This is a genomic window from Roseivirga sp. BDSF3-8, from assembly GCF_041449215.1.
Classification (GTDB): domain Bacteria; phylum Bacteroidota; class Bacteroidia; order Cytophagales; family Cyclobacteriaceae; genus JBGNFV01.
Genome location: NZ_JBGNFV010000001.1, coordinates 201,293 through 215,839, shown reverse-complemented (window position 1 = coordinate 215,839; position 14,547 = coordinate 201,293). Strand labels below are relative to the sequence as shown.

The following is a 14,547-nucleotide window of genomic DNA, read 5'->3' as shown; positions in this document are numbered from 1 at the left end:
TTTATCCTGTAATAGGAGTGCTCATGCTAGCACTGGTATTATCGTCAATCCAAATTGGTGGTGGGTCTTCAGTTTCCGATGAACCACCACCTGTTCCACCTGATGAGCCACCTGACCCACCATATAGCATGTTCAAATACTCCTCTTTCAGACTAAATTGCCTGAAACTGTCAAAGGTTTCTTTTCTTGTTTTCATCATATCTATAGTTGATTTAAAGATGTTCAAAAGGGCCGATAAGGGCCATTTTGATGTTTAAACAGTAAGATATGACAAATAATGCGCTTTATCTTTCTATTGAAAGTCTCAATCCTAGGGCGTGGTATGGCTCAAGGAAATTTTTACAAATGTGGGAAAGGAGCCAAAATACTACCCGTCAGGCATTTGACAATTTGATCTGACTGCCTTTTGTACCCTTTGGATCGTACCAAATCGGCGGGGGTTCCGGCGATTCCGGTGGCTGGCCGCCGGTGTTACCACTGCTTTCCCCGGAGCCACCCATCAAACTGGAGGTAGCAGGGGTATCTAACCGATATTCACTCAGGTGATTTAATGTATTATTGGAGTCTTTCATCATCTACAAATTATCTTCTTTTTACCTTTTTTACAAGGCAATACAATGCCTGTGACCCGGTGCCCGGGCGGTTTTCATTTGTAAGACGATGATCGGGACAGGGGGGGCAGAGCCCTCTGCCAAATTAGCAGCTAGCAGTAGCTGGTACACATTTATTCCTGTCTGTGAGGGTGGGGCCGGCCCGCTACCGCTCCCCTGGTGTTTTACCCCACCTGGAATAAGAAGCAAAATATACATTTTTAGTAATGGAACAAAGCCCTACCTTACTTTTCCGCATAGTAGTACGAGCAAAAAAAAGAGGCCTCCGCAGGGAGCACCTCTTCTGTCATCGGCGAAAGTATATTTCCAGGTAAATATAATGGATTTAAGGCAAATCAAGCTATTCCTATCCTTCGGTAATGTACTATTGGGGGCGTTTCCCTACGGGCCGGGCCTTCGCCAGTCGCCGGCTTCCCGCCACCCGGTACGGGCTCCACAGTGGCTCTGTCCCTAACGCAGGGTATTCATTTTTATACATACCTCCCAGTCCACCCTTAGCAGGTGGGTGTGTCGTTAATCACTCGTTAAGTTCCGGTGCCGGGCGGCTGTAGCGGCCATAAGACTACGGCATAAACACCGCCCGGCCCGCATGGCCTTCATTTATTCCGTTTCCTTTTGGCCTTGATTGCCCCTCACCGGTAGAGGTACTCATAATTAACTTCTCAACCCTAAAATCGTACCTATTATGTATAAAACCACCCTGCCCCAGGTCAATCATGTTACTGAAATTCAGGTTACTTATACCCAAAAAGTGAAGGCCAAAGACCGGCCCCTCATAAAGTCACCCTATGCGGCTTATCAGGTGCTCCGGGCCACGTGGGATGATGGACTGATAAACCTGGTAGAACAGTTCAGAATCCTGATGCTCAACACGCGCAAAAGGGTAATAGGCTCACTTTTGATAGGGCAGGGGGACTCCGGTTCTACCCCCGCCGATGCTATCCAGATATTTGCAGGCGCCATTCAGTGTAAGGCCAGGTATATCGTATTAGCTCATAATCACCCTTCCGGATCATTAACGCCCAGCCGGCAGGATATAATCACCACTACCTCACTGGAAATGGGAGCAGCTTACCTGGGCCTGCGTATATATGATCATATCATACTGACTAATGACGCCTACTTTAGCTTCAGGGATAACGGGCATCTCATTAAAAAGTAAAACTCTCATCATAAGGACCCTGTTTACAGCCTGTTGACAGGGTCTTTTGGGCTAATTCATTCTTAATTTCTGCGCTAAGTTAGGCTGTATGGGCGGCTGTAGCGGCCAAAAGACTACGGCATAAACACTGCCCGGCGCGCCCTCCCCTCATTTATTCCGTTTCCTTCCGGCCTTAATTGCCCACAGCCTGGTAGGGCTTCATAATTAATTATTCACCAATAATCATAACATTATGGAAACTACTCAAGGCATACATAGAAACTCAGTATCAGAGGTAAAACTTAGCTACCGGCCAAACTTCCGGCCGCAGGAAAGACCAGCGCTTAGGACTTCGGCAGATTCGTATGAGCATTTTTTGAAAATGGACAACTGGAATTTCAATACGGACAGGCTCAACTGCCTGCTTATGAACCCTGCCATGAAACTCATAGCAAGGCTCTCGTATAGCACAAAGCCTTACTCTATTAAAGATATATATACCACGGCCCTGCTATCCGGAGCTACCCGCATGATTATAGGATTTTACCGTATCACAGCCATGCCTGGTGTGGAGGATAGAGATTTCTTCAGGAAAATGCACGTAGCCTCTAAGCACATAGGCGTACGGCTCGAAGATGGCCTCTACTATCGTACGGTAGGCTATTACTCCCTTCTGGATAATGATGAAAACCTGTATACCGTCTGACGATAAAAAGAAAAGGCCATGCCTTTCCGGTAGGAGAGAGGCATGGCCTTTTTGTAGTGGTAAGGCAAGCTCCTTACCAATTGGCTTTATACTTAATTGGCTCGCGCCCAATTAGCTTTAAGCTCAACTAGGTTGCGCCTAACTAGCTCACGAAGGACAGTAAAGAAGACGCGAAATACACACACGAAACGTTTCAATCCTTATTGTGGTGGAACCGGGCTTGCGCTAAACTGCTCACGAAGAAAGAATTACATCCTCTGGATACTCAGATCACTGAGTTTCAATCCTTATTGTAATGGATCCGGGGTCCATTCAGACCGAGTATGCACTCAACTGTCCACGAAGCTTTCTGCCTAACAACGTATTGTGTAGGACAGAGCTTCGTTTCAATCCTTGTTCTGATGGATCCGGGGTCCATTCAGACCGAGTATGCGCTCAACTGCTCACGAAGCGGCTTGAATTGTTCAAAATTTTCCTAGCAATTGAGTTTCAATCCTTATTGTAATGGATGGTGCTCACGAAGAATACGATGGTCATGACCTACGTAGAACCCGGGGAGTTTCAATCCTTATTGTGGTGGACCGGGGTCGCGTCCGACTAGCTCACGAAGGCTTTTCTTTTGAATTTTTGGGTCTCTGGTAGGTGTGTTTCAATCCTTATTGTAGTGGAACCGGGGTTGCGCTCAACTAGCTCACGAAGTACTCATTGTCGTCCTTCTGTTCAGATTCCTCATTCCGTTTCAATCCTTATTGTAGTGGATGTAGCTCACGAAGTGTGTAGCCTTGCCGCGTTGTCTGCGAAGGAGGGGGGTTTCAATCCTTATTGTAGTGGATGTAGCTCACGAAGAGCCCCACCTTTTGGGAATTCTATATATCCCTCGTAGTTTCAATCCTTATTGTAGTGGATGTAGCTCACGAAGAACTTGAGAAGCAACAAATTGAATGTCCTTTTCCTGTTTCAATCCTTATTGTAGTGGATGTAGCTCACGAAGGGCTGAATACGGTAACAGGCGAAGCCTACATCATGAGTTTCAATCCTTATTGTAGTGGATGTAGCTCACGAAGTTTTTTGATTTATTTGACCTGGTCACAATTAGTAATAGTTTCAATCCTTATTGTAGTGGATGTAGCTCACGAAGTGCGTCCAGCGAATCATACAGCGTATCACCCAGCACGTTTCAATCCTTATTGTAGTGGATGTAGCTCACGAAGCATGATGAAACCAACCATGATGTTAAGGACGATAGATGTTTCAATCCTTATTGTAGTGGATGTAGCTCACGAAGAATAGGCGTAGCCGGTGGTATTGGATTCTACGCTTAGTTTCAATCCTTATTGTAGTGGATGTAGCTCACGAAGTGTCCGTCTTTCAGGTTATGATAGCATACCCATAGAAGTTTCAATCCTTATTGTAGTGGATGTAGCTCACGAAGTCTGCTCACCCTGATTTGAGTGAAATCATTAAGACCGGTTTCAATCCTTATTGTAGTGGATGTAGCTCACGAAGATGTAATAGAACTGCTATAGAGAACCCAATTCCGCAGTTTCAATCCTTATTGTAGTGGATGTAGCTCACGAAGTTCTGACGCAAATTAATAACCTTCATGGGGTTATTATGTTTCAATCCTTATTGTAGTGGATGTAGCTCACGAAGAAAATTGTAACGGTGCTATGATTCTGGACCAATTGGTTTCAATCCTTATTGTAGTGGATGTAGCTCACGAAGACAACAGGGGGGTGAATCTCAAATAACTTATAACCAGTTTCAATCCTTATTGTAGTGGATGTAGCTCACGAAGTACTTCCTGGCGGAAAACATCAATGGTTCTGCTTTCGGTTTCAATCCTTATTGTAGTGGATGTAGCTCACGAAGTCGATTTCGGAGCTAAGTGGCTGTGAGCTAATGAGAAACGTGCTTTTTACTATCGGCCTTTTTCTCGATTTCATCATGTCAAAGAGCGGTATTTTACCTGTTTTTGGTAAATTTGCGTAAGCAAAAGTGGTTGATATTCAGGTTGTTGTACCCTGTTTTTGGCCAACTCCAAATAAATTGCCACCCGGAAGAGCATTTATACTCTCAGTCCTACCAAGATAAGGACTTATAATAAAAAGCCCTAAGTCAATTACTAATTAAAGGCTTATTCCCGGTTCTATTCTCTATCAATTTGACGCTAAGTTCCGGTTAGGTCTCCTGTCTGGCCACGAGACTTCGTTGCAAACACAGTACCCTCAATTATTCCTATACCCTTTGGGTTCTGAGTTCACCGTAACCAGGAAGGCACTAAAGATTTCACTCAGTAATTAGAGAAGAAGAACTGGTATACTGAGCATCCGGCTACTCTATTATCTCATTTTTGATCAGCAGATATGTCAACCTCCCCAATTAATACCCCCTGACCCCAGCCAGGTAAGTAATCCGCTCATATTGTCGTGCATTAGTGTACTAGTGTCGCCTATTTGCGTACTGGTTTTATTGTGCAAAATTATCCGGTGACAGTACCATGGGAGCTATGATGAAAGGGAGGCCGTTTCTACGGCTTTGGGTGAAGGTATGGGTGTGTATGGTGCTCTGCCTGTGGGGGGTATTTGGGCAGGCCGCTGCCCAGTCCGCCGTGCAGGCCAGCCTGCAAATCTTTCCGCCCCACAGCGTCTACCTGAGCCACTACAGCCAGCCCGGCAGCCTGCAGGTGCAGCTCCTGCTGCGTGACCTCACCGAGCCCAGTTACCCCGTGCAGCTCCGCTGGACCATCGAAGGCCCCGGCATACGGCTCAGCACCCGCCAGGGCTATCAAGGCAACGTCATCACCCTGCAGGGCGGCATGCCCCGCCTGCTCTCCGCCCCCGAGCTCGCTGGTGGCCTCTCACCCGACGCACTAGACTTCAGCGGCTACGACCGCGGGCAATTTGCCCAAAGCGGCGGCCAGCTCCCCGAAGGCTTCTACCGCTTCACCGTACAGGCCTACGACTTCAGAAGGCCCGACGTGCCCCTTTCTGCTCCTGCTACCGCCACCGCCTGGCTCGTTCTTGCCGATCCGCCCCTGCTCAACCTGCCTGCCTGCAACAGCCAGCTCACCTGCCCACCCGGCCAGCCTTTGCTCTTCCAGTGGACCCCCATGCACCGGGGCAGCGGCCTTAGCGGCATCGCCTACGAATTCACCCTGGTAGAAGTGCGCGGCGGCCTGCCGCCCGAAGAGGCCATGCGCACCCTGCCACCCCTCTACCAGACCGTCACCCGCCAGACCAGCCTCACCTACGGCCTCGAGCTACCGCCCCTGCAGGAAGGCCTCACCTACGCCTGGCGGGTTAGGGCGCAACTGGACGACCCGTCTCTATCTCGACTTGACGCTCGATCGGAAGAGACCTTCAAAAACCAGGGCTACAGCCGGGTCTGCGCCTTTGTGCCCGGTACCCCCGTGGCCGACCTGCCTCCCCTCAGCGACCTTACTGCCGAGGCCCTCAGCCACGTCCACGCCAAATTCTCCTTTGCCGGCTACCACAGAGACAACCGCCGTAGCCAGGCCACCACCTACCGGCTGCAGTATCGCCCCACCCACCAGCCCGACTGGCCCTGGCGCAGCGTTGATATCACCGACACCGTCTACATCGCCCGGGAGCTCGCCCCCGGCACCCCCTACGAAGTAAAGGCCGGCGTGGTGCGCAACGGCATCGCCAGCCAATGGAGCCAGGTCACCGCCTTTACCACCCAGGCCCCGCCTGAGCAAGCCTGCTATGACGATGAAGGCCCCCTGCCTGAGATCACCAACCGGGAACCCCTGCCCAATGCCCTGGTCGGTGACCAGATCGCCGTGGGCAAGTTCACCATGCGCCTGCAGGAAGTCCGCGGTGGCGACGGGGTGTTCAGCGGAAGAGGCACCATCTACGTCCCCTGGATGGGGCTTACCCTTCCCGTACAGTTCGACCGCATCATCATCAACACCGACTACCGGATGACCGACGGGCTCGTCCATGCCCTCAGCAAGCCCCTAGATGAGTGGCGGGAAGGCATAGAAGAGTTCTGGGAAGACCGCCAGCAACTGGCCGATACCACCATCACCGTCTCCGGCTACCTTGAAGCCGTCACCATCAAGAAACAGGAAGGCCAGGAGGACACAGAGGAAGAAATTACAGAAGGCCCCCGCACCTACGTTGTCACCCTCGCCAGCGGTGAGACCATTGAGATCCAACAGCCCGCCGACCAGAGTGTGGCCGTAACTGACAGCCAGGGCCGCACCATCGTCATCGATGAAGAAGGCCGCATAGGCCCCATAATCGAGCCGGAGGCAGACACACCTGTACTCGCCACTGGCGACCGCATCAGCCAGCCCGTCTACTTCACCGCCTACGAGCACCAACACTACGGCTTTGACACCCAATTGCATGACGCCTACGCTGAGCACTATGAAAGCCTGCCTGTAGAGGCAAGCGAAGCCGGAGAAAACAGCGAATACCCCATCGTCTGGAAAGCCTTAGCCACCGGCCAGACCGACAGAGTAAACCTTCAAGGTGATACAGCTAATCTTAAGCTCTACACAGAAACCGGCCAGCCCGTCCCCATCCTCGAAAAGACCGATGATGAGCACTATACCCTGCTACTCACCGGCCAGGGCGACAAGGAAGAAAGCTACCTGCAGGCCATACGCACCAATGCTGAAGACAGCACTGAGAGCCTCAGCGGCCAACTCAACACCGTTAGCTACGCCCCCGAGCACCTCACCCTGAAGGTAGTGCCCGTCAACGGCGCAGGCTACATGAAGGCCGGCCGTGGGAAAGACATCCTCAAGGCCCTGAAAGCCACCTACGGCCCCGCCGTAGTCAACTGGACCGTCATCTATGATGATGCCTTTACCGCTGACTACGACACCGACGGAGACGGTGCCCTGGACGACGGGGGTACCGGTATGCTCTCCAACTACACCCCTGAGATGAGGAAGCTCATCAGGCGCTATGAGCAGGCGCATAAGACAGCAGACGGCACCTACTACCTCTTCCTGGTCCACATCCCCAAAAGCGCCATAGACGAAGACGGAACGCACAACGCCAGGGCCGGTTTTATGCCCTACAAGCGGCAGTTCGGCTTTATCTTCACCTCCCGCATCGGCAACCCCGACCACTTCGACAAGACCATCGCCCACGAGCTCGGCCATGGCGCCTTCCGCCTCCAGCACACCTTCGTGGAGGCTCCCGCCCTGGAGGAGTGGGCCACCGACAACCTGATGGACTACACCTTTTTCGGCACCCAGCTGCACAAACACCAGTGGGACCTCATCCACAACCCCCGGCCCGTATGGGGCCTGCTGACCGGGGATGAGGAGGTTTCTGCCTTTGGTGAAGGACCGGGAGGCATCTGCCTGGGAGACGAAGAAGCCATCCGGACACTCAACAGCCGGTATACCCATTTCTACCTGCCCGACGGCCGCATCCTCGATACCCGGGGCAGCCTGCAGGTATCAGGCTTCTTCCCTTATAGTGCTGATGAACCTCAAGCCACCAGGGGCACCGTGTTTTCTCTAAGGCCGGAAGCATACGACTACACCCACGTCTACACCTCAGCCGAAGAAAAGAACACCACCTATGGTTTTGGCCTGAAAATCACCCCCACAGGCCTGAGTACCATAAAAGCCGAAAACCTCACCCTGCCGGAAAGCTCAGATAAAGCCGTCAGAGTAAGGATCAATAAAGAAGGCCGTGCCATAGAAGTGCTGGACCAGACAGGCAGCCTTGTAGAAACCATTCCCTTTACCCGGGACTGCGCCTGCAACGAAGTCACCCCCTCTGAAGCGCAAACCTTTGCCTTCGATGATCATACCAGCCACTACGTAGACAAAGCCCGCGATTTAGGGAAACCCGTGACCGGCGCTATCCACCACACTAGCGAAATCATCCATGCCCTTTTAGCCAGTGTCAATGCGCAAAAGCCCACCCATGCAAAAGATGAGGCCTTCCTGGGCCACATCCTTGCCGATAAGCTCCTCACCTACGAAGCATTTAATGAAGGCCGTAAGTTCTATGTCGTCCCGGTTGAGGTAAACACCCTGTCTTTGAGCCAGTCCTCATGGGACCAGGTAGCCCGGACCGTCTTTGAGGAAGCCTCCCTCACCGCCGATGACATACTGATCACCGTCCCCTATGTCCGGTGTAGTGGGATCGGCAATGACCTGGGTGAGTACTTCTTCATGCCAGGCCTCGCCTATGGCGACAATATCCGGATTGACCACAGCCAGCTGAAGAAAGGGCAATACAAAAACACCCAGCGGGTAGCCAGCTTCCAGGCCGGCATCATCAGCCCGGTGGAAGACTTTGTCGTCGATGTATTCCGCCACACCGCCAAGAAGATGCTCCTGTACAAGGCCATCTACAATGCCTCCAATACAGTGGAATGTATTGAGATACGTAAAGACGACGTCTCCGGGCAGGCCTTCAACAAAACCATCCGCCTCTACTACCAGAGCTCCGTAGACGACCTGGCGCAGTTATTAGAAGAACAGAAAGCCGAACTTAAGAAAGCCGAAGATGACCTGAATGAGTTTTTACGTAACCCCCATGCATCGGCCGGACAAAAGCAGGAAGCCCGGAGAGCCACTGCCAGGTTAACAGAAGTTTATAAAATCAGACATGCCGAACAGAAGCTCGTTTTCCTGAGGACCCAGTCACAGAACAAAGTCCTCACCAGCTATCAGTCAAAGTTTTTCGACCTGAAAATCCGAGAGCAGTACCTTGATGTACCCTTTGAGCATAAAAACATCAAGGACGTCGATCTGCCCCATACTTTTGGCCTGGCCTACATTTATACAGATGCTTTTAATGACCTGAGGAAAAGCATTTACTCGTCTCAGGAAGATCTGAGTATTAACTGGGAGAGTGAGTGGGCTTTCACCGACAAGACCGACTATATACTGAAGCAGTACGACCAAACCGTCTATAACTCCATAGACGGAGCTTCAGTAGCGCTGGGGTGCTTCGGACTTGACTTTATCGCTGATGGAGTAGGGCTGGGCTATTCCCTGTTCAGAGGTGATGTAGTCCAGGCAGGGGGCTACTCCGTCGGTGTCCTGGTCATTGGTCCCGAGGGCGTGGTCATTGCCAAAGCCTCGGTATCCGCCCTGGTGGTTCTCATCACCAAAAACGGACTCGAAGAAGGCGGGGAACAACTGGGCAGGAGAGCTCTGCTCAAGCTGGGCCAGAAGTATGCGGACGAAGGCGTGATCAGCCGTGAAGCCTTCGCAGAGCTGCAGAGTCTTGAAGAAAGAGAGCTGGCCGCCGCCCTCAAGGCAGCGCTCAATGGCAGAAGGTTACCCGGTGAGTTGCCCTTCCTGAGCCAACTCCATGAGGAGGCACTAAGCACCGTAAGCCGATGGGACGAAGCTGTCTACCTGAAGCTTGAAGACGACCTGGCCAGTAACCCGGCATTTGCTGAGAAATTTTTCGATCTTGCGAATACCGATCCGGGGGTGGTTGAGACGTGGATACGTTTCGGTGAAAGCCCATTACGAATTAATGTCAAATATTTGGAAGGTATTCGAGAGTTTCCAAGTACTTGGAAGATAAATTACTCTAATAGCACAACCAAAGTATACGACGGCAATGAAAACTTTTTAGCAGAGCTAAAAGAAGATCTAGTAATTGCTCCAGGAGGAAGTTCGGGAAGCTGGAATCAATTGCTTAATAAAATCCCTATACCAAACCATTCATATGAAGTTGATGGCTATATTTTTAAAACGGACAACCTAAGTCGAGTAGGTGAAGTACAAGGACTGTTAAGACCTATTGAAAGGGGGAGAAATACAAATCAACAAGGACTTTCAGTCAGTCTAAAAGATGGAATAGTAGGGCAAGACGATGGTGGACATCTCATAGCGAATATACTGTATGGTCCGGGGGAGCAGATTAATTATCTACCCATGACATCAGCACTTAATCGAGGGGACTGGAAATCTATGGAAAATTCATGGAAAGCAGCACTTAATGAAGGAAAAGATGTTAATATTGAAATAATACCAATATTTGAAGGAGATGTTAAAAGACCTGAAGCATTTCAAGTAGACTATTGGATTAATGGAGTTAGGGAAAGGAAGTTTTTTGAAAATTAATATTTATGAGTCAAGAAGAAATTTTCCAAATATTAGGTAAAGCTGCTTTAAAGTCAGTCGCCAACATTTCTGAATGGAAGGAAGTAATTTTATATATTGAGCGTCAAGAAAAATCCATAGGCTTTAAAAGCTCATATATATCTGTGGACGACCAAGAAATTAGAGTTGATACAGAAGCTGACTATTTTACCTCAAAAGCTGTCAAAAATCTATATGATTTAACTTCAAAGCATCCTATGAAACATAAGAATTGGAATAAAGCAAAATTTATTGTCGACTTGGAAAACCAATTTCACATTGAATACATATGGGATCAGGACTGGGAAAATGAAATAAATAGTTTTTCATGAGAGTCCACGACACTATGTTTTTAAAAAATAATTCGTACGAGGACAGGTACATTAAAACTATAGAAGAGAATAACCTAGAGATATAGTCATCTAATTATAATAGAAAAATTATTACTCAATCCTCACTTCAATGGGGCTTTTTAAAAAGCTTAGGCTTATTTTTCCGTAGTAGCGGATAATGAATCCTTATTCATCGAAAGATTGAGAACTACCCTTATCCCTTAAAAAAGCATCCACAGCAACTGTAATACTCCCCAAAATTTAGGACCATCTGTTAAGATGAAAATTTTTAGATAAGCCGCGAGGTGTTTGACAAGCTTCAAACCTAGAAATGAAACCTGTTTCAATCCTTATTGTAGTGGAAGTAGCTCACGAAGAAAGTTCGGGGCGTTTAAAGAAAAATTTGAAGTCCAGTTTCAATCCTTATTGTAGTGGAAGTAGCTCACGAAGGTTTTAACGCTTGTTGAAAATTCATTTAAGGGGTATTGTTTCAATCCTTATTGTAGTGGAAGTAGCTCACGAAGGGGAAAACAATTGGCATGCCTTCCCGGGCAAAAATAGTTTCAATCCTTATTGTAGTGGAAGTAGCTCACGAAGAACTGGCCATACAGCATAAGAATTTCCCGGCCCTGGGTTTCAATCCTTATTGTAGTGGAAGTAGCTCACGAAGTTTCACCTCCGCAAAGCAGTAGTCCATCCCTTTCCGTTTCAATCCTTATTGTAGTGGAAGTAGCTCACGAAGCCTGAAGATATCGACACAATTGTGTTTCGCATTAAGGTTTCAATCCTTATTGTAGTGGAAGTAGCTCACGAAGGAGCTTTCCAATGAGGACGGACTCGTTTTCTACGATGTTTCAATCCTTATTGTAGTGGAAGTAGCTCACGAAGTCGATTTCTGAGCTAAGTGGCTGTGAGCTAATGAGAAACGTGCTTTTTACTATTGGCCTTTTTCTCGATGTCATCATGTCAAAGAGCTGTATTTTACCTGTTTTTGGTAAATTTGCGTAAGCAAAAGCGGTTGATATTCAGGTTGTTGTAACCAGTTTTTAGCCAACTCCAAATAAATTGCCACCCTGAAGAGCTTTTATACTCTCAGTCCTACCAAGATAAGGACTTATGATAAAAAGCCCTAAGTCATTTACTAATTAAAAGCTTATTCCCGATTCTATTCTCTATCAATTTGGCGCTAAGTTCCGGTTAGGTCTCCTGTCTGGCCAAAAGACTTCGGCATAAACACAGTCCGGCCCGAATGCCCTCATTTATTCCGATTCCTTTCGGCCCTGAGTCCACCGTAACCGGGAGGTCGCACCATAATTAATTTTTCATTTTTCAAACGTATTTAATTATGGAAGTAAATGACCTTTATAATGTCGCTGAAATCAGGCTAACCTACCTTAATCATTTTAGCCCTGATGATCTCCCACAAGTAAGAAACTCCAAAGATGCATACGAAATTCTTTTACAATGCTGGGAGGTAGGAAAGATAGAATTGGTAATGCAATCTAAACTGCTTTTACTAAACCAGAAATGCAAAGTGCTGGGTATAGTAAACATCGCTTCAGGCTCGGTATGCAAAGTGCCTATCGACTTAAAACAGATATTTGCTGCCACACTTAAATCAGGAGCTACCGCTATTATCGCGGCCCATAACCACCCATCAGGAGATATTACGCCAGGTGTGCTCGCTAAAGATTTTGCTCAAAAACTAAAAAGGGGAGCGGATCTACTGGATATCCGGCTACTCGATTATCTCATTATTTCCCCTGAGGATTATTATTCCTTCTGCGATAGGGAGTTGCTTGAAGGTTATAATTCAACTTCCCCCCTTGATAATTGAGGCTGAATAATAATGTAATGGTTCTGCCAGCTTATAAGCTAATACACATGCGTATGGCTGGCAGAAAACACATCACAGCACGGCAGGTACAGAAAGCTTTACATGACCAGGGTATATACCATGATCTGGATACCTGCCGTAATCTTCTTAAATTAATGAAAGAGATAGCCGAAATGGCTGTCATAACTGCACTAAAAAATGAAAACAGCTGATCTATACATACGCGTAAGCACTGATGAACAGGCAGACAAAGGCTACAGCCAACGAAATCAGGAAGAAATGCTATTGAAATACTGTGAGATAAATAACCTTAAGCCCGGAAAGGTAATCTTTGAAGACCACTCAGCTAAAAGCTTTGAACGCCCGGAATGGACACAATACCTAAGCTACCTTAAGACACGAAAGCAACTTACAAGTACAATTTTACTTTTTACTAAGTGGGATAGGTTTAGTCGTAATGCGGGGGATGCCTATATGATGATCAATAAACTCAGAAGATTAGGAGTGGAGCCGCAGGCTATGGAACAGCCCTTGGATTTAAACATTCCGGAAAACAAAATGATGCTGGCATTTTATCTTGCTGCACCTGAGGTTGAAAATGACCGAAGGTCTATCAATATTTTGCAGGGTATGAGAAGGGCCATGAAAGAAGGTCGTTATATAAGATGTGCTCCACGAGGATACAAAAACACAGTAGATGAAAATAATAATAAAATTATAGTCCCAAAGGAGCCGGAGGCAACTACTATCAAATGGATATTTGAAACAATAGCTAAAGGGCTCTATAGCGGAGAGCAGGTTTATCACATGGCCCGAAGAACAAGAGGATTTAAGGTCAGTAGGAATTCTTTTTATCTTATGATCCGTAACCCGATGTACAGTGGTAGAATTTTTGTTCCTGCCTATAAAGACGAGGAGGCCAGGCTAGTAAGAGGTAAGCATGAAGGGATTATTACAGAGGCCTTATTTAATGAAGTGCAAAATGTTTTGGACGGAAGGATAAAACGCCGGAAGACAAAAAAACTCACACCTGACAGGCTTCCACTGGTAGGTTTTTTAGACTGCCCCAAATGTAAACGGAAACTGACAGGTAGCGCCTCGAAAGGAAGAAGTAAATATTACTACTACTATCACTGCCACTCAAAATGTGGTGTGAGATTTAAAGCTGAGAATGTCAATAAGGCTTTTGAAAGAGAGCTGGAAAGCTTCAAAGTTTATCCTGCATTTGCTGAGGTACTGAAAGCTGTGGTAATAGAAACTTATGCAGAAAATATAAAGGCAAGCACTGATGGCAGGAAGGAATTGATTAAAGAAATTGAAGAAGAAAACGAAAGACTGAGTAAAGCTCGCAGGCTGCTGCTTGAAGACGCGATAGATACAGAGGACTATAAGGCCATCAAGTTAGAGAACAATCAAAAAATTTCCGAATTGGAGAGTAGATTAGCCTGTTATAAGATAAAAGAAAAAAGAACGCTCAAGCCACAACTTGAAAAAGCACTTGAGATAGCTATAAGTGTGCAAAAGCAATACAGAGAAGCAGATTTAGAAAACAAACGAAAGTTAATTGGTTCGATCTACCATGAAAACCTGATTTACTCAAAAGAGGGTTTTCGAACCGGCAGAATAAATCAACTGTTTAGCCTTCTATTCTCTTTAAACCGTAATTTTGGGGCAAAAAAAAGCGGTACGAAGCAACAAATTGAAGCATCGTACCGCAAGGCAGAGGAGGAGGGATTCGAACCCCCGGAGCTGTTACACTCAACGGTTTTCAAGACCGCCGCATTCGACCACTCTGCCACTCCTCTGGGTCGTTTGC

The 14,547-nt window shown here is 47.6% G+C and carries 7 protein-coding genes, 1 tRNA gene, 1 pseudogene and 2 CRISPR repeat arrays; of the genes and pseudogenes, 7 read left to right on the top strand and 2 right to left on the bottom strand.

The genetic code is table 11. The features are described 5' to 3' along the window. Position 1 precedes the first annotated feature (1 nt). On the bottom strand, positions 2–199 hold the full coding sequence (locus AB9P05_RS00615; RefSeq protein ID WP_371906877.1) for a hypothetical protein: 198 nt from the start codon (positions 197–199) through the stop codon (positions 2–4). Positions 200–1,296: 1,097 nt separating this feature from the next. On the opposite strand from AB9P05_RS00615, the gene AB9P05_RS00610 reads away from it, so the two are divergent. The 7 genes and pseudogenes from AB9P05_RS00610 to AB9P05_RS00580 all read left to right on the top strand — a co-directional run. Continuing rightward, the gene (locus AB9P05_RS00610) at positions 1,297–1,773 is read left to right on the top strand and encodes a JAB domain-containing protein (protein ID WP_371906876.1); all 477 of its coding nucleotides are present in this window, start codon (positions 1,297–1,299) and stop codon (positions 1,771–1,773) included. Between the two features lie 232 nt (positions 1,774–2,005). Beyond that, complete coding sequence (locus AB9P05_RS00605; RefSeq protein WP_371906875.1) at positions 2,006–2,458, top strand: hypothetical protein; 453 nt, start codon at positions 2,006–2,008, stop codon at positions 2,456–2,458. Between the two features lie 486 nt (positions 2,459–2,944). Beyond that, a CRISPR array of direct repeats spans positions 2,945–4,330; the repeat unit is 37 nt; unit sequence GTTTCAATCCTTATTGTAGTGGATGTAGCTCACGAAG. A 637-nt stretch (positions 4,331–4,967) separates the two neighbouring features. Continuing rightward, the gene (locus AB9P05_RS00600) at positions 4,968–10,544 is read left to right on the top strand and encodes a DNA/RNA non-specific endonuclease (RefSeq protein ID WP_371906874.1); all 5,577 of its coding nucleotides are present in this window, start codon (positions 4,968–4,970) and stop codon (positions 10,542–10,544) included. A 5-nt stretch (positions 10,545–10,549) separates the two neighbouring features. Continuing rightward, a complete protein-coding gene (locus AB9P05_RS00595) occupies positions 10,550–10,894 on the top strand; it encodes a hypothetical protein (RefSeq protein WP_371906873.1) in 345 nt (114 codons plus the stop codon). A gap of 340 nt (positions 10,895–11,234) precedes the next feature. Beyond that, a CRISPR array of direct repeats spans positions 11,235–11,782; the repeat unit is 37 nt; unit sequence GTTTCAATCCTTATTGTAGTGGAAGTAGCTCACGAAG. A 457-nt stretch (positions 11,783–12,239) separates the two neighbouring features. After that, positions 12,240–12,731: a JAB domain-containing protein gene (locus AB9P05_RS00590; protein ID WP_371906872.1), complete on the top strand. Its 492-nt coding sequence runs from the start codon at positions 12,240–12,242 to the stop codon at positions 12,729–12,731. A gap of 53 nt (positions 12,732–12,784) precedes the next feature. Beyond that, positions 12,785–12,943 (top strand): hypothetical protein, encoded by a 159-nt coding sequence (locus tag AB9P05_RS00585; RefSeq protein WP_371906871.1) that lies wholly within the window; start codon positions 12,785–12,787, stop codon positions 12,941–12,943. Next, a pseudogene (locus tag AB9P05_RS00580) lies at positions 12,930–13,718 on the top strand (recombinase family protein); the annotation flags it as partial. The gene AB9P05_RS00585 and the pseudogene AB9P05_RS00580, both read left to right, overlap by 14 nt. Before the next feature lie 733 nt (positions 13,719–14,451). Here the strand turns inward: AB9P05_RS00580 and AB9P05_RS00575 are convergent. Next, a tRNA-Ser gene (locus tag AB9P05_RS00575) sits at positions 14,452–14,536 on the bottom strand. Positions 14,537–14,547: the final 11 nt, after the last annotated feature.